Below are 16,055 nucleotides of genomic sequence, written 5' to 3'. Positions count from 1 at the left end.
GGGGGGACGCAGCCGGGGTGCGCGGTTCGATGCTGACCTGGAGATTTACCGCGAAGTGTGGGGTGGCAAGCCGGTCGGGGAGAACGCGGCGGTGCCCCGTGGGGCTCGGCAGGTGCCGATGTTGTTTGGGGGATATACCGAACAGGCGTTGCAGCGCATGGTGCGGTGGGGCACGGGCTACATCGCCGGTTCGGGGTCGGTGGCGGCCAGCGCGCCTCGGTTCGAAGCGGCGAAACGTGCTTGGCGTGACGGTGGTCGGGCGGGAGCGCCGCGGCTGGTTTCGTTGGCCTACTTCGTTTTGGGCGATGTCGACGCTGGGCTGGCGAATGTGCGGGACTTCTATCGGTTGGCTCCGAAGGAAGTTGCGGACAGCGTCGTACCCTGTGCGTCTCCGGAGATGGTGAAGAAGTCCATCGCGGATTTCGCCGAGCTGGGTGTGGACGAGTTGATCTTCATGCCGGTGACTGACGACGTGGACGAGGTCGCTCGGCTGGCGGACGTCGTCGGCTGAAGCATCGTCCAGGAAGATGACTTCGACATCGGGGCCTCATCCGGGACATCACCGATGTTCGCGGTGCCGGGCGGCTCCAAGCTGAAGTTATGAGACTACGCGTAATAGCGATCATCGCGGCGATGCTTGTCGTCGTCGGGGCGGGCACCGCGCAGGCGGAGCCGAGATTGGCGTTGCCGCGGCCTGGCGGGATCAGTCCGGTCGGGACTGCCAGCTTTCACTTCACCGACACTTCCCGCGCGGATCCGTGGGTTCCTTCGCAGCGGCGGGAAATGATGGTCACGCTGTGGTACCCGGCGCAGTATCCGGGATGGCGGGCGACGCAGTACCTCACGCAGCGGGAATCGGAGCTGATGGTGGAGGAGACGGGCGATAAGTCACTGCCCAAGGATCTGTTGACGAAGGTGCGGATTCATTCCACTGTGGACGCACTGCCGCAGTATCGGCGGATGCCGTTGGTGGTGCTCTCGCCTGGGTTCACGTTGCCGCGCGCGACGTTGTCGTCGCTGGCGGAGGAGCTGGCCAGTCGCGGGTATGTCGTGGCGGGGATCGGACACAACTACGAGGCGATCGCGACCACCTTCCCGGACGGGCACACGACGCAATGCGTGGCATGTGGCATCAAGGACTGGAAAAAGCTCGTCACAACTCGGGCGCAGGACGTGTCGTTCGTGCTCGATCGGTTTGTCGGACCGCATCCGGCGTGGGGCGGCGGACAGCTGATCGACGCGCGGCGGATCGCGATGATCGGGCATTCGATCGGTGGTGCCAGCACGGCGCCGGCGATGCTGGCCGACCGGCGAATCCGCGCCGGAGCGATGCTGGACGGCATGTACTACTTCCCGGTGGCCGGGCTGGATCGGCCGTTTCTGCAGTTCGGGGCTCCGGTGCATCAGCCGGGCGGGACGGTCGATCCGTCGTGGGACGCGGCGTGGCGCGAGATGGCCGGGTGGAAGCGGTGGATCACCGTCGACGGTGGCGACCACAGCATGTTCACCGATGAACTGCTGCTTTTCCAACAGGCCGGGGCGAAGTTGCCGGGGGTGGAGATCGATCCGTTGCGGGGGATCCGGGTCGGCGAGGCGTACCTGACCGCGTTCCTCGACGAACACCTGCGGGGGTGGCACCAGCGACTGCTGGACGGGCCGTCGCCGCGGTTTCCTGAAGTGCGCTTTTGGGGCTGAGACTCTCTGCTGGGAAGTCCGGCGGAATTTCTTGGCAACCCCCTCCGGCGGTGTGCGTCTCTATAGGCAAAGGGAAAGCCAAGAGCTGGTCAGGGGAGAATTGAAATGCTCATGAAGACTGTCAAATTGGCCACCGTCGGAGCGGCTCTCGGCGCGGTCGCGCTGCTTTCCGCTTGCTCTGGCCAAAATTCGGCAGCTCCGGCGAGCAACCAATCCGCCCCGGCCAACGTGGCGGCGAAAGCCCAGGTGGAGCAGCCGAAGACGCCGGTGAAAAAGGGCGGCAGCGGCGGTGGCGGGGCCAGCTCGGAGGACGTTAATTGCAGTACGCACGGTGGAACTGTCGGACCGCGCAAGGTTTCTTTGATCGCGGATGCGACCAAGGCCGGTACTGTCGGATGCACTGAAGCGTTCAACGTTATTACCGAATACTTCGACGATATCGACAAAGCCGTCGGATCCAACTACATGCTGACTGTCCAGGGCTGGCAGTGCCTGACCGACACCGGTGCGGAGGGCACGCACGAGATCCGTTGCGAGAAGGACGGTCTCAAGATGCACACCACCCCGCCCAAGGACGAGAACACCTCGGACCCGCAGGAGCAGGGCACTGGCTACCACGGGGTTCCGATCGACCCGCCCGCCTCGCAGGACCAGGGCACCGGCTACCACGGCGTCCCGGTTGACCCGCCGAACGCACAGGACCAGGGGACTGGGTACAACGGCGCGCCGATCGACAACCCGGACCAGAACTAAGCTGCTGACCCAGCGCTGGAAGTAGGGCCGGGCCTTGCGGGGCCTGGCCCTTTTCGCGCGGCGGGTATTCGAGGCGAAGATGGCCGCCCTGGCCGCACGTCCGCGTCGGCGGAAGTCCGGTTCGAGCAGGCAGATCTCCTGGTAGCAGGGCATCTTGTGCTTGACGAAGGTGCGGAATCGAGTCGTGCGAGTGCACGCCCAGGGCGGCGACGGTTCCGTGGACTGAGCCACAGTCACAGAACTGAAGACAGCCCCTCTCGCAACATCCGATAAGCCGCCTCCACCCGCGCTACCGCGTCTGGGTACGTCTCATCGGCGCTCCGACCAGCGCGGATCTCCCGGGCGTTGTGAAACCCCAAGATCCGCTGCGCCCCGAAGATCTGCGCGGCCACCAGTCGAGCGGTGAACTCGTCCTCGACACCGCACGAAGCCCGCAGTTCCTCCACCAGTTCCTGCTCCTTCTCGAGCAGGTAGGTGGCAAGCCGAGCTAGCAGCGCCGGCGTCGAGTACAGCAGCGTGTGGCACGTGATCGCGTCCGGAGAATCGTTCAGGCCGGTCAGCGGGTCGCGTTCGGCCAGGCGGTCCAGGAAGGACCGTTCCAGCGCGGACAGGGCCGACACTCCGTCCGGCCGGGCGCGGACGATTTCCGCGGGGCCGTTGTCGTCGGCGAACTTGTGGATGACCAGGTCTTCCTTCGTCGGGAAGTACGCGAACAGCGTCGGCTTCGAGATCTCGGCTTCGGCGGCGATGTCGGCGACCGAGACCCCGTCGAAGCCCGACTCCCGGAACAGGCGAAGAGCCGCCGAGGCGATCGTTTCCCTCGTGCGGCGGCGTTTGCGCTCGCGCAGTCCTGACACGAGCGTCAGCCTAGCTGGAACTCGAACCCGGATAAAAACTTGACTGAGTTGTATATTTAACTTAGTCAAGAAACAGGGGGCGGGGAGTGGAACCAGAGATCCGGGCCGAGCGCGAGTATCTCCAGGCCTGTCACGCAGAACTGGACCGCATGCGGGAGGAGATCAAGGCCGCCATCGCGACGGGATCGGGCGAGGGCGACGCGGTCGACGACAAGTACTTCAATCACGTCCTCAGGCAGTTTCGCATCGAGATCGCCGAGGAGCTAGCGGATATTGACGACGCGCCGCTCTTCTTCGGCCGCCTCGACTATCCGCCCGGCGAGGTCTACGAGGCCGCGCGAGGGTCACATACTCGGTCGCCGGAGCATGACCTGGTTTACCTCGGGCGCAGAGGAATCCGTGACGACGACGGCGAACCTCTGGTGATCGATTGGCGGGCACCGCTCGCCAGGGCGTTTTACGAAGCAGATCACGACGATCCGATGGGGGTGCGGGTCCGGCGGCGGTACGGCTTCGACCAAGCCGGAGTGCTCAGCGCGTTCGAGGACGAGCCGCTCGACCGGCCCGGGGCTTCGGCGAACCAGCTGCTCACCGCGGAGATCGAGCGGCCGCGGCAGGGGCCGATGCGGGACATCGTCGCCACGATTCAGCCGGACCAGATGCGGCTCGTTCGTGCGCCGGTCGATCGGACGCTCTGCATCCAGGGCGCGCCGGGGACTGGCAAAACTGCGGTTGGTCTGCATCGGCTGGCGTACCTGCTCTACACCGAGCGGGTGCGGCTGCAGAAGGCCGGCGGGGTCGCGGTGATCGGGCCGAACCGGTCGTTTCTCGCTTACATCGCGGGCGTGCTTCCAGCGCTTGGTGAGGTGGCGGTTTCCCAGGCCACGATTGACGAATTGACTGGCGCAGGACAACCGGCCGAGCACCTCGACGATGCGCGGACGGCGCGGATCAAGGGTGACGTCCGGATGGCGGAGGTCGTGCGGAGGCATCTGTGGGCGCGGATCCAGCCGGTCGATCGGACGCTCGAAGTCAAGTATCAGCATCGGACCTGGCGGCTGTATCCCGAGGACATCGCCGAGGAACTCAAAGAAATCCTCAGTCGCGGCTCGGATTACAGCGCGGGGCGCGAATTGCTGGCGCAGCGGCTCGCGCATCGGGTCCTGCGCGAGATGGAGCGGTCCGGCGGGACGAGCGCGACGCTGCATCAGCTCCGTCGCAATGCCGCGATCAACAAGGCGGTCCGCGACATGTGGCCTGCGGTTGAGCCTGCGCGGGTGGTCTATGACCTGCTTACGGACCGAACGAGTCTTGCTGAAGCGGCTGAAGGAATCCTCACCGCCGAGGAGCAGGAAGCGCTGATCCGGCCGCGGCCGCGCAGTCGTAAGGCGATGGCCTGGTCAACGCTTGATCTGGCGTTGCTGGACGAGGCCGCGGCGCTGGTCGAGCGTCCGGCGAAGCTCGGGCATGTCGTGGTGGACGAGGCGCAGGATCTGAGTCCGATGCATCTGCGGGCGATCGCGCGCAGGCTGGCTGGTGCGTGCACGGTTCTCGGCGATGTTGCCCAGGCGACCAGTCCGTCCGCGGTCCGCGAGTGGACGACCGTGCTGACCCATCTCGACCGGCCCGGCGGGCGGATCGAGGAACTCACGCACGGCTACCGCGTTCCGGCGGATGTGCTCGACTTCGCGGCTCGGCTGCTTCCGCACATCGCGCCGGAGCTGCGCAGTCCCACGTCGTTCCGGCATTCCCCCGATGCCTTGCACCTGACCGAAACGGACGAGACAGTTGCCGCCGCGGTCGACACTTGTGCGAAAGCGCTGGTGCAGGAGGGGTCGATCGGACTGTTGGCGGCGGACGCGGATGTCCCGGAGTTAAGCCGGGCTCTCGCCGAGCGCGGACTGGACCACGCGGTGTTGGGCGCCGAGGGAACAGCGCGGATCACGTTGGTGCCAGTGAGTTTGGCCAAGGGGCTCGAGTACGACACGGTCCTGGTGGTCGAACCGGCGCGCATCGTGGCGGCGGAAGAGCGTGGGCTGCAACGGTTGTACGTCGCGCTCACCCGAGCGGTCAGCACGCTACACGTGCTCCACGCGGACCAGCTTCCGGAGCCGTTGGTGGCTCAGACCGCGGCGGTCTGACGGCGCGTCGAGTAGAACTGCCAGCCGAGAAAACCCAGAGCCAGCAGCAAATAGCTGTTCCCAACCACGTGCTCCACCGGTCCCCAGGACAGCTCCAGGTAACCGTTCTTCGGCAGCCAGGAATGCGGTGCGATCACGAAAATCGCCGCCACGGCAGCCAAACCGGCGACCGCGATCCGGGTGTGCGCACGAGCGGCGAACACCACGATCGCGGGAACGATCCACACCCAGTGGTGCGACCACGAAATCGGAGAACACACCAGAATCGCCGCCGCGTTGAGCAGGAACGCCATCGGCGGGTCGGCGCGCAGCATCGCGGGCACGGTCAGTGCGAGCGCGGCCAAGGTCAGCACCGCGATCAGGATCAGCGTCGGGGTGTCCGGAAGCCCGAACCGGTGCACCGCGCCCTGAATGGTCTGGTTTGTCGCGAAAATCGAACCGCTCATCCCGGACGCGCCGGTCAGCCCGCCGCCGAACCAGTACTTCGTCGACGCTTCCGGCGCGATCAGGAACCCGGCCACGCCAGCGAGCACGAAGGTGACCACCGTGGTCACGGCCGCGCGAAAGTCCTTTTTCAGCAGGAAGAACAGCAGAAACCCGGCCGGCGTGATCTTCATGGCGGCGGCGAGGCCCAGCAGCACGCCGCGGGGCAGCCGGGTCCGCGGGCCGAGGCAGTCGAGCACCACGAGCGCCATCAGCAGCAGGTTGATTTGCCCGAACCACATCGTTTCGCGGACCGGCTCGAAGGCCAGCGACCCGGCGCCGATCAGCAGCGCGGCCAGCAACGTGGTCCGCCGCCGGGCATGCGGCCGGACCACGACGTAGACCGTCCCGCAGAGCGACGCCAGCGAGACGGCGAGCATCAACATCGCACCCAGCGGCAACGGCATCGCGGCGAACACCAGGAACACGACGGCCGCGAACGGTGGGTAGATGAACGGCAGGATCAGCCCGGCGCGGGTCGGCGGCAGCGGGCCGTAGACGTCCTCGCCCTGGGCCAGCGCTCGCGCGCCGGACCGGTAGATCTCCAGGTCGAGCGGCCACATCGTGCAGACGAGCCACAGAATTGTCACTGCCACCGCCACCGAGGCGAGGACCAGCGCGAACACCGTCCGTCGACGGGTACTGGCGTCGTCTAGCCACCGGCGCAACGCGACAGCGGGGGGCCGGAGGGAAGTCACTCCGCGATCATGCCGGTGCGATCACCCGTTCGCGCAGTGGGGGCGAGACCAGGCGACTTCGTCGACCGCGAGCCACGGTGCGTTCGCGGCGGCCGCGGGCGTGACCCCGGCGAAGGCTTTGACCTCGTGGTGCAGGTGCGACTGGTCGACGTATCCGCTGTCGGCCGCCACCGCCGCCGGGCTTTCGCCAGCGGCGAGCCGGTGCACCGCGTGGTCGAATCGGACCAGTTGCGCGGCACGTTTCGGGCTGAGCCCGAGCTGGCCCCGGACCACAGCCGTTTTCGGCTCCATCCGGTCTCGTCGGCCAACTGCTCGATCCGCACCTGACCGTGGCGCGCGTCCAGCTGCTGCCAGGCGAAGGCGACTTCCGGGTCCACTGTCCGTCCGACCTCGTACCGTCGCGCCAATGAGGCTTCTACCAGGGCAAATCGGTCTTTCCACGAGTTGAGCGCGCGCAGCCGGTCGGGCAGGTCAGTAGGCCAGACGTCCTCTAGGGACACGACCTCGCTCAGCTCCGTCCCGAGCACCGCGTGCGCGACCTCGGGCGACAGCCGGATCTGCATGCATTCGATGTCCTGCCCGCGCACCCGCATCCCTTGCGGCGCGAGCCCGGCGACGACACTGCCGCGCGCGACGTCGTTGACGAGCAGTCTTTCTCGGAGGTTCAGAAACAGCGTGACCGCCGGATACGGGACCACTGTCAGGTCGACGAGGTCGACGGTGTCGCCGACAAACCCGGCCATCTGGACACCCGGCAGCCGACTCGGCCGGGACGGCACAGCGATGCCCCACACCGCTGCTCCGTCGCGAGCCCACTCGGCTGGTCGCATGCCGCCATCGTAGGAGAAATCCAGCCGCGCGACATTTCTCCAAGACCGGCCGCCACCGCCCCGACCAGGCTGAACGGGTACCGGAAAGGGGATCCGTGATGATCAATTCCGCAGTAGAACTCGCCGCCGCCATCCGCGCGAAGGAGGTGAGCCCGGTCGAGGTCGCCGATTGTTACCTCGACCGCATCGCCGCGCTGGACTCGAAGTTCAACGCCTTCTGCTTCCGCGCCGACGACGAGGTGCGCGCCGCTGCGAGAGCCGCCGCCGACGCCGTGGTCCGGTGCTCGCCGGAGGAACTGCCGCCGTTCCACGGCGTTCCGCTGCCGATCAAGGACCTCGCCAACGTCAAAGGCTGGCCGACCACCTACGGCTCGCTGGCCACCGACCGGTCTCCGCAGCCAAAGTCGGATCCGCTCGTGCAGCGGTTCACCGACGCGGGTTTCCTGCCTCTCGGCAAGACCACGACGTCGGAATTCGGCGCGGTGCCATTCACCGAAAGCGAGGCGCAGGGCATCTCCCGCAATCCGTGGGACCCGGACCGCACGCCCGGCGGTTCGTCCAGCGGCGCCGGGATCTCCGTCATCGCCGGAATGGCTCCGGTCGCGCACGCGGAGGACGGCGGCGGCTCGATCCGGATCCCGGCGTCGTGCACCGGTCTCGTCGGGCTGAAACCGACCCGTGGCCTGGTCACGAACGCCGTGGTGGAGGTCGAGGGCTTCGCGACCAGCGGCGTCGTCAGCCGGACGCTGGCCGACACGGCTGCGGTGCTGGATGTCATCGCGCGGCACGACCCTGGCGCGTGGTGGTCGCAACCGACGCCCACACGGTCGCTCGCGAAAGCGCTGACTAAAGAATCACCGACCGGCCTGCGGATCGGCGTCCTCACCACCTCGCTCATCGACGGCATCACCGTCGACCCGGCCTGCCTGACCGCGGTCGACAAAACCCTCCGCGCGCTCGAACAAGCCGGACACCAGATCGTCGACAAACCGCTTCCGCTGCCGACGTCCGAGGAGCTGATCTCGACGTTCATGAAGGTCTGGAATGTCGCCAGCGCAGGCATGCCGCTGGTCGACCCAGACCGCGTCGAACCGCACAACCGGGCACAGCGCGACGCCGCGAAGTCGGTCGATTCCTGGACTTACGCGGAGAGCGTGCACAAGACCCAGGTGCTGTCGCGACGCATTGTCGAGTCCTTCGTCGACAGCTTCGACCTGCTGGTCACCCCGACCATGGCGTGTCTCCCGCCCAAGGTCGGCGCGTGGCGAGCGAGCGGAAACCCGGTGGTGGCCGCGTACCCGATGGGCGTCTTCACGTCGCTGTTCAACGTGACCGGCCAGCCGGCGATCTCCCTGCCGCTGCACCACGACGAGGCCAGCGGCCTGCCGGTCGGCGTCCAGCTGGTCGCCGCGCCCTGGCGGGAAGACCTGTTGCTGCAGGTCTCCCGCACCCTGGAGCAGGCGCTCCCCTGGACGGACCGGCGGCCGCCGTCGAGCTAGCCGACGTAGGCGGCCAGGTGCTTCCCGGTCAGCGTCCGCTTCTTCTTGACCAACTCGGCGGGCGTCCCCTCGAAGACCACCTGGCCGCCGTCGTGTCCGGCGCCGGGGCCGAGGTCGATGATCCAGTCGGCGTGCGCCATCACGGCCTGGTGGTGCTCGATGACGATCACCGACTTGCCCGATTCGACCAGGTGGTCCAGCAGCCCGAGCAACTGTTCCACGTCGGCGAGGTGCAGGCCGGTGGTCGGCTCGTCGAGGATGTACACGCCGCCGTTGGACCCCATGTGCGTCGCCAGCTTCAGCCGCTGCCGCTCGCCGCCGGACAGCGTGGTCAGCGGCTGGCCGAGGGTCAGATAGCCGAGCCCGACCTGCTCCATCCGCTCGAGAATCCGGTGCGCGGCCGGGGTTTTCGCGTCGCCCGCGGCGAAGAAAGCGGTGGCCTGCGCGACCGACATCGCGAGCACCTCGCTGATGTCCCGTCCGCCGAAGTGGTACTCCAGCACCGAGGCGTCGAAGCGCTTGCCCTCGCAGACCTCGCAGGTGGTGGCCACCCCGGCCATCATGCCGAGGTCGGTGTAGATGACGCCGTTGCCGTTGCAGTTCGGGCACGCGCCCTCGGAGTTGGCGCTGAACAGCGCGGGCTTCACGTTGTTGGCCTTGGCGAAGGCCTTGCGGATCGGTTCGAGCAGCCCGGTGTAGGTCGCCGGGTTGCTCCGCCGCGAACCGCGGATCGGGGCCTGGTCCACCGACACCACGTCATCGGATTCCCGGATGGACCCGTGGATCAGCGAGCTTTTACCCGATCCGGCGACCCCGGTGATCACGCACAGCACGCCGAGCGGGATGTCGACGTCGACGTCCTGCAGGTTGTGCGTGTTCGCGCCGCGGATCTCCAGCACGCCCGTGCGCTCCCGAACCGACGGCTTGAGCGAGGCGCGGTCATCCAAATGCTTGCCGGTCAACGTCTTGCTCGCGCGCAGACCGTCCACAGTGCCCTCGAAACACACCGTGCCGCCGTTCGTGCCCGCGCCCGGCCCGAGGTCTACGACGTGGTCGGCGATCGCGATCGCCTCCGGCTTGTGCTCGACCACGAGGACGGTGTTTCCCTTGTCCCGCAACCGGAGCAGCAGATCGTTCATCCGCTGGATGTCGTGCGGGTGCAGGCCGATGGTGGGCTCGTCGAAGACATACGTGACGTCGGTGAGCGACGATCCGAGATGCCGGACCATCTTCACCCGCTGCGCCTCGCCGCCGGACAGCGTGCCCGCGGGCCGGTCGAGCGACAGGTAGCCGAGCCCGATCTCCACGAACGATTCGAGCGTCTCGTGCAGCGACTTCAGCAACGGCGCGACCGACGGTTCGGACAGCTTCCCGACCCAGTCGGCGAGGTCGCTGATCTGCATCGCGCACACGTCGGCGATGCTCATGCCGTCGATCTTGGACGAGCGCGCCAGCTCGCTCATCCGTGTCCCGTCGCATTCCGGGCACGTCGCGAAGGTGACCGCCCGGTCCACGAACGCGCGGATGTGCGGCTGCATCGCCTCGACGTCCTTGGACAGATACGACTTCTGAATCCTCAGCACCAGACCCTCGTAGGTCATGTTGATGCCTTCGATCTTCATCCGCGTCGGTTCCTTGTACAGGAAGTCCTGCAGCTCGCGCTTCGTGTACTTGCGGATCGGCTTGCTCGGGTCGATCAGTCCGGAGCCGGTGTAGAGCCGGTAGTTCCAGCCGCCGGGGGTGTACCCGGGGATGGTGAGCGCGCCGTCGTCGAGCGACTTCGTGTCGTCGTACAGCTGGGCGAGGTCGATGTCGTTGATCGAACCGCGGCCTTCGCAGCGCGGGCACATGCCGCCGGTGACGCTGAAGCTGCGCCGCTCCTTGATCTCCTTCCCGGCGCGTCGCACGGTGACCGCGCCCGCGCCGCTGACCGACGCGACATTGAACGAGAACGCCTGCGATGACCCGATGTGCGGCGTGCCGAGCCTGCTGAACAGGATTCGCAGCATCGCGTTGGCGTCGGTGGCGGTGCCGACCGTCGAGCGCGGATCGGCCCCCATCCGCTGCTGGTCGACGATGATCGCGGTGGTCAGCCCGTCGAGCACGTCGACCTCGGGCCGGGCCAGCGTCGGCATGAAGCCTTGCACGAAACTGCTGTAGGTCTCGTTGATCAGCCGCTGCGATTCCGCCGCGATCGTGCTGAACACCAGCGAGCTTTTGCCCGAGCCGGACACTCCGGTGAACACCGTCAACCGGCGCTTCGGGAGTTCGACGCTGACGTCCTTGAGGTTGTTCACTCGGGCGCCCTGCACGCGGATCAGGTCATGGCTGTCTGCGGCGTGCTCCGGCGCGGGTTTCCCCTTGGCCTTCGTCATCGTCTCTCCCTGTTTCTTTCCCCAGAGGTCCGGCTCGGACTTCTTCAGCTCGCTTGCTGGATGCGGATCAGGTTCCCGGCCGGGTCGCGGAAGGAGCAGTCGCGGATGCCGTAGGGCTGGTCGGTCGGCTCCTGCACGACCTCGGCGTCGCTGGCCTGCAGCCGGTTGAAGGTCGCGTCGACGTCCTTGGTGGCCAGGTTCAGCGCGGCGTAGGTGCCTTTGGCCATCATGTCGGCGATCATCCGGCGCTCGTCGTCGGTGAGGCCGGGGAACGCGGCGACCGGCTGCAGCACGACCGAGGTGTCCGGCTGTCCGGGCGGGCCGACGGTAATCCAGGCCATGTCGCCGTACTTGACGTTGTTGCGCACCTCGAAGCCGAGGACGTCGCGATAGAAGGTCAGCGTCGCTTCCGGATCGGTGTGCGGGAGGAAGCTCGCGTGAATGGTCATCTCCATGTCGGTAACACTATGTGCGCGTTGAACGGGGTGCTTCTCGATTCCTGATCGGTCGCGTGACCTGTTTCGCTACGCAGGGAGCCATGCCCTCGGTCGCTCCGGTCTCCTCCTGGCGGTAAACGCTTGGCGGCTTTCCGACCAGCTCAGTGAACCGAGTACTGAACGTCCCCAGCGACGAAAACCCGACCTCGAAACACACCTCGGTGACGCTCAGGTCGCCTCGGCGCAGCAACGCCATGGCGCGCTCGATGCGACGGGTCATCAGATACGAGTACGGCGACTCTCCGTAAGCGGCGCGGAATTGCCGGCTGAGGTGCCCGGCGGACACGTTGATGCTCCGCGCGAGCGCCTCGACGTCCAGGGGACGCGCGTACTCGCGGTCGATCCGGTCGCGCACCCGGCGCAACCGTGCGAGATCGGCCAATCGCTGCGCGTCGTCCGGTTTGCTGGTCACTTCCGAATCGTGCCACGACGATCGCTCGAGCCCCAGCAATCCGCTCTTTCGGGCTGGTGGCCGATTCGTTCAAGACCCTCGCGCCGGGCTCGTGCGACGGTGTCCGGGTGACTGTGAAATTGGAGGCCGTCACCCCGTTCCTCGCCGGGCACGGCCGGTTGCTGGACCAGCGGCGGTTCGAGCTGCTGGAAGGAAATGGACGAGCCGAAGAGGTGCTCGCGGCGGTCGCGGCCTACCGGAATCCGGACGGCGGCTACGGCTGGGGCCTGGAGCCGGACCTGCGCGCGCCGGAAAGCCAGCCGGGCGGCGCGCTGCACGCGTTCGAGATGTTCGCCGACATCGCGCCGGTGACCACGCCGCACGCGGTCCAGTTGTGCGACTGGCTGGAATCGGTGTCGTTCGCCGACGGCGGGCTGCCGTTCGCGTTCCCGGTCGCCGACCCGACCGCGTGCGCTCCCTTTTGGACCGGAGCCGACCCGACGGCGTTCTCGTTGCAGAGCACCGCGTTCGTCACGTCCGCGGCGTGGCGGGTCGCCGAACACGACGAGGCGGTCGCGGCGCATCCGTGGCTCGTGCGGGCGACCGAGACGTGCCTGCGGGCGATCCGGGACCTCGACGAGATGCCGCACGTCATCGAGCTGAGCTTCGCGATCCACCTGCTCGATGCCTGTTACGACCGGTATCCGGAAGCCGACGAACTCCTGACGAAGCTGGGGAAGTTCCTGCCGGAGAGCGGAATCGTCCCGGTGCAGGGCGGCTCCGAGGGCGAGGTGCTGCGTCCGCTGGACTTCAGCCCGGTGCCCGGCCCGTCCCGGCGGCTGTTCGCCCCGGAAGCCGTCGAAGCGGACCTGACCCGGCTGGAACAGGGCCAGCAGCCCGACGGCGGCTGGAAGGTCGACTTCGCCAGCTTCTCCCCGATGGCTGCCCTGGAATGGCGCGGCTACGCCACCGTCGGCGCGATTTCCAAGCTGCGCGCCAACTGCAGGCTCGGCTGAGCACCCCAATAAAGTCCGTGAGGGGAACCCTGAGGGAATCAGAGTCCCTCAGGGTTCCCCTCACGGACCTCTGCGGTGCGGCTAGGGCCAGAGGCGTTCGCGGACCCAGCCTGCGGGTTCGCGGCGATAGCGGATCCGGACGTGCCGCCGGTCGTGCGAGGCCTGCCAGAACTCCACCGATTCCGGCTGGATCAGGTAGCGCGTCCACGTTTCCGGTGCCACATCCGGGTTTTCCGCCACCCAATCCGCGGCCGCCTCGGCGGCTTCGGCTAGCTTTGCCGGGTCGGACAGCACCTCCGACTGATGCCCGACGTACGCCTCGGCCCGCGAGGCAGGCGGTCGCGCGAGAAAGTCTTCGGCGGACACCTCAGCCGCGGCCGGAACCACCAAACCGCGCACCCGCACCTGCCGTCCGCGGCCGGGCCAGAAGAACGTCAACGCCGCCCGCGGGTTCGCTGTCAGCTGCTGGCCCTTCGGGCTTTCCGAACTGGTCGCGACCGCCCAGCCGTCCTCGTCGACGTTCTTCAGGATCACCACGCGAGCGTCCGGCGATCCGTCGGCGTCCACAGTGGACAGAGTGACGGCGTGCGGGGCCAGCACGTGCTCGCCGGCTTCGGCCAGCCACGCGAGGAACAGCTCTTCCGGCGTTTCCGGGGCGTGGTCCGGATCGAATTCCGGGAGCTGTTCGGGGAACGACTGCCAGCCGCGCAACGAAACCATGTCACCGACCGTACGGCGGTTGCCCCGGCGGCGGGTAGTGCGGCGGCTGCGGCCCGGCCGGACCCGCGGCGGGCGGGGGCCCGGTTTGCGGCATCGGCCCCTGCGGAATCTGCCCGGGGAAACCGCCGGGACCCGATTGCGGGGGCTGTCCGTAGGCCGCCTGCTGTTGCTGCTGCCACTGCACCTGCTGGAAAGCCTCGCCCGGCTGCGGGAAACAGAACGTCAGCTTCGCGTTGATCGCGCCGTGCATCGCCGCGCCCCAAAGCTTCCCGCCGGTAAACGCGTACGTCATGCCCGCGTGCGGATCCACCGCGACCATCCGGGTTTCGCCGCCGAACTGGTTGCTCGTCTTCGCGCTCGCCAGCTGCGCCGCGTCCGGGTGCACGCGCCCGACGAGCCCGCAGATCACCACCGACGCCGCGGTCCAGCCGATCGTGCCCTGCACGTTGGCGCGGGCGTGCTGGGTAGCCATGCCGGTGAACTGCTGCAGCGTCGCCGCGTCGATCTCCGGATAAGCCCCGGCCACTACGCAGTAGTTCATCGTGGACAACATGATCGACTCGGTGAACAGGCCGACCGCGGCGGTAACCGGTCCGATCTGGACGGTGTTGAGCCTGCCGCCGCTGCGCACCACGCGTTCGGCGACCACCTGCAGGTACTGCTCGGGCGTGAGCACGTCCGCGACCTCCCCGGGGCTGAGCGGAATCCGCCGCAATCGTCGCACGCGCCGCCTTCGCACGGACTTCACCGGGCATGGTTGACTGTGCCCGCCATGCGCCGACTTCTCGTTCTCGCCCCAGCCCTGGTCCTGCTCGCCGGCTGCACTCCGTCGAGCCCGGCGAAGGAGACTCCGTCTTCGGCGCCGGCGAGTTCCGCGTCGGCCTCCGCGGGGCTGCCGCCCGATCCGCAGCCCGCGCGCACCGCGGAGTGTCCGTACCTGTCGAACGAGACGGTGCAGGACGCGAACGGACAGCACGTCACCAAGGTGAGCGTGTCCGACGACGAGCCGCATCCGACGTGCTTCTTCTACCGCCCGGACGGCAGTCTTCAGCTGACCGTGCGCGTGTACGTGGGCAAGAGCGACGTCGCGACCGCGCTGGTCAACAAGGCCGCACCGGTCGACACGTCGAACCCGGCTTCGGATCCGGCGGGGTGGAAGGGCGGCTACCAGCCGGTCGGCGACGGGGTGGTCTACGCCGTCGCGAAGGGCGAGGCCGCCGTCATCGTGACGAGCAACCAGAAGCAGAGCATCAAAGCACGCACAGTGGCGAAAAAGGCTATCGCTGCCCTGAAGCTCTGAGTAACGGGCTCCGCACGGGTGAGTGAAGTTGATCTTGTATTACTCTAAGCAGCACGCGCGGTTCCCCCAACACTCGCGCGACGGGTGCCCGTCCGGCACCGAATACTTGGTTACCCCTTTTGACGACAAGGACAGATTCGTGGCTGACACCCTCAAGGAAATCCTGCTCGACTCGAGCCGTCGCCCCAGCGTGGTCACCGACCTCGGAGAGCTCGTGGACGCCGAGGTCTCCGACAAGGGCGGGGTCTCGGGCGCGGTCGTGAAGACCGGCTTCGCCGCCGTCAAGAAGATCAAGCCGGGCATCATCCCGTCCGCGGTCGACAGCCTGCTGGACGACTTCGCCGGCGCGCTCGAGCCGTTCTACGGCGACTACCGCGCCAAGGGCGGCAACGACTTCGGCGCCTACCTGACCAGCCGCTCGGACGAGGCTTCGGACGCGCTGCTCGGGGTCACCGACAGCCGTGCGGACCGCAGCAGCCGCGACAGCATCAAGAAGGTCTACTCGAAGCTGCGCCCGAACGGCAAGAAGAACGTCGAAGAGGCGCTGCCGCGTCTCGGCCAGCTGATCGACAAGCACGCCGCCGCGGTCTGAACCGACTGAGCGACAACACGAAAAAGGGCCCCGGGACGCACTCCCGGGGCCCTTTTCGCGCGTTCAGTTCTTCTTCTCCGCAGGCGAAGTGCTCGGCGCCTTGCCGTTGGTCTTCGGCTCGCCCGGCTTGGCGTCCTTGGCGTCCTTCGTGTCCTTGGCTTCCGGAGCCGGCTTCGGGGCCGGGGGAGCCGAAGACCAACGGCAAGGC

General features: G+C 67.5%; 15 protein-coding genes and 1 pseudogene. 8 read left to right on the top strand and 8 right to left on the bottom strand.

What is annotated here, in order from left to right; genetic code table 11:
- The 3 genes and pseudogenes from D0D37_RS42010 to D0D37_RS42000 form a co-directional block, all read left to right on the top strand.
- Nucleotides 1-511, top strand: a pseudogene (locus D0D37_RS42010) (LLM class flavin-dependent oxidoreductase); the annotation flags it as partial.
- 89 nt (nt 512-600) lie between these two features.
- The gene (locus D0D37_RS42005) at nt 601-1,695 is read left to right on the top strand and encodes an alpha/beta hydrolase family protein (RefSeq protein WP_116206138.1); all 1,095 of its coding nucleotides are present in this window, start codon (nt 601-603) and stop codon (nt 1,693-1,695) included.
- A 111-nt stretch (nt 1,696-1,806) separates the two neighbouring features.
- Nucleotides 1,807-2,448 carry a hypothetical protein gene (locus D0D37_RS42000; RefSeq protein WP_162834736.1) on the top strand — a complete coding sequence of 214 codons (642 nt, stop codon included), beginning with the start codon at nt 1,807-1,809 and terminating at the stop codon, nt 2,446-2,448.
- 233 nt (nt 2,449-2,681) lie between these two features.
- Here the strand turns inward: D0D37_RS42000 and D0D37_RS41995 are convergent, their stop codons facing one another.
- A complete protein-coding gene (locus tag D0D37_RS41995; RefSeq protein ID WP_116206136.1) occupies nt 2,682-3,305 on the bottom strand; it encodes a TetR/AcrR family transcriptional regulator in 624 nt (207 codons plus the stop codon).
- A gap of 86 nt (nt 3,306-3,391) precedes the next feature.
- On the opposite strand from D0D37_RS41995, the gene D0D37_RS41990 reads away from it, so the two are divergent.
- Nucleotides 3,392-5,446: a HelD family protein gene (locus D0D37_RS41990; protein WP_116206135.1), complete on the top strand. Its 2,055-nt coding sequence runs from the start codon at nt 3,392-3,394 to the stop codon at nt 5,444-5,446.
- Here the strand turns inward: D0D37_RS41990 and D0D37_RS41985 are convergent.
- Together D0D37_RS41985 and D0D37_RS47650 are read right to left on the bottom strand one after the other, a co-directional pair.
- Nucleotides 5,428-6,627, bottom strand: a complete 1,200-nt coding sequence (locus D0D37_RS41985; protein ID WP_116206134.1) for a glycosyltransferase 87 family protein — start codon at nt 6,625-6,627, stop codon at nt 5,428-5,430. The genes D0D37_RS41990 and D0D37_RS41985 overlap by 19 nt on opposite strands.
- A 21-nt stretch (nt 6,628-6,648) precedes the next feature.
- Entirely contained in the window at nt 6,649-6,918 is a 270-nt protein-coding gene (locus D0D37_RS47650) for a helix-turn-helix domain-containing protein (RefSeq protein ID WP_244223870.1), read from the bottom strand.
- A gap of 637 nt (nt 6,919-7,555) precedes the next feature.
- On the opposite strand from D0D37_RS47650, the gene D0D37_RS41975 reads away from it, so the two are divergent.
- Nucleotides 7,556-8,956, top strand: a complete 1,401-nt coding sequence (locus D0D37_RS41975; RefSeq protein ID WP_116206133.1) for an amidase — start codon at nt 7,556-7,558, stop codon at nt 8,954-8,956.
- Here the strand turns inward: D0D37_RS41975 and D0D37_RS41970 are convergent.
- From D0D37_RS41970 to D0D37_RS41960, 3 genes are read right to left on the bottom strand one after another with little or no spacing between them, the layout of a single operon-like run.
- The gene (locus tag D0D37_RS41970; RefSeq protein WP_116206132.1) at nt 8,953-11,331 is read right to left on the bottom strand and encodes an ATP-binding cassette domain-containing protein; all 2,379 of its coding nucleotides are present in this window, start codon (nt 11,329-11,331) and stop codon (nt 8,953-8,955) included. The two genes, D0D37_RS41975 and D0D37_RS41970, sit on opposite strands and share 4 nt — an antisense overlap.
- A gap of 44 nt (nt 11,332-11,375) precedes the next feature.
- Nucleotides 11,376-11,786 (bottom strand): VOC family protein, encoded by a 411-nt coding sequence (locus D0D37_RS41965; protein WP_116206131.1) that lies wholly within the window; start codon nt 11,784-11,786, stop codon nt 11,376-11,378.
- Nucleotides 11,787-11,796: 10 nt separating this feature from the next.
- The gene (locus D0D37_RS41960; protein ID WP_116206141.1) at nt 11,797-12,240 is read right to left on the bottom strand and encodes a helix-turn-helix transcriptional regulator; all 444 of its coding nucleotides are present in this window, start codon (nt 12,238-12,240) and stop codon (nt 11,797-11,799) included.
- 107 nt (nt 12,241-12,347) lie between these two features.
- Here D0D37_RS41960 and D0D37_RS41955 point away from each other — a divergent pair, with 107 nt between their 5' ends.
- Complete coding sequence (locus D0D37_RS41955; protein WP_162834735.1) at nt 12,348-13,235, top strand: hypothetical protein; 888 nt, start codon at nt 12,348-12,350, stop codon at nt 13,233-13,235.
- A gap of 81 nt (nt 13,236-13,316) precedes the next feature.
- Here the strand turns inward: D0D37_RS41955 and D0D37_RS41950 are convergent, their stop codons facing one another.
- Complete coding sequence (locus tag D0D37_RS41950) at nt 13,317-13,955, bottom strand: pyridoxine/pyridoxamine 5'-phosphate oxidase (RefSeq protein WP_116206129.1); 639 nt, start codon at nt 13,953-13,955, stop codon at nt 13,317-13,319.
- A 1-nt stretch (nt 13,956) separates the two neighbouring features.
- Entirely contained in the window at nt 13,957-14,631 is a 675-nt protein-coding gene (locus D0D37_RS41945) for a hypothetical protein (protein WP_116206140.1), read from the bottom strand.
- A gap of 96 nt (nt 14,632-14,727) precedes the next feature.
- Between D0D37_RS41945 and D0D37_RS41940 the strand changes: the two genes are divergently transcribed.
- Together D0D37_RS41940 and D0D37_RS41935 are read left to right on the top strand one after the other, a co-directional pair.
- Complete coding sequence (locus tag D0D37_RS41940; RefSeq protein WP_208720514.1) at nt 14,728-15,255, top strand: DUF2020 domain-containing protein; 528 nt, start codon at nt 14,728-14,730, stop codon at nt 15,253-15,255.
- Nucleotides 15,256-15,394: 139 nt separating this feature from the next.
- The gene (locus D0D37_RS41935; RefSeq protein ID WP_116206128.1) at nt 15,395-15,847 is read left to right on the top strand and encodes a DUF6918 family protein; all 453 of its coding nucleotides are present in this window, start codon (nt 15,395-15,397) and stop codon (nt 15,845-15,847) included.
- Nucleotides 15,848-16,055 lie beyond the last annotated feature (208 nt).

The organism is Amycolatopsis circi (assembly GCF_003385235.1).
Lineage (GTDB): Bacteria > Actinomycetota > Actinomycetes > Mycobacteriales > Pseudonocardiaceae > Amycolatopsis > Amycolatopsis circi.
Note: the sequence above shows the minus strand (reverse complement) of the source record. Positions and strands in the feature narration are given on the sequence as shown.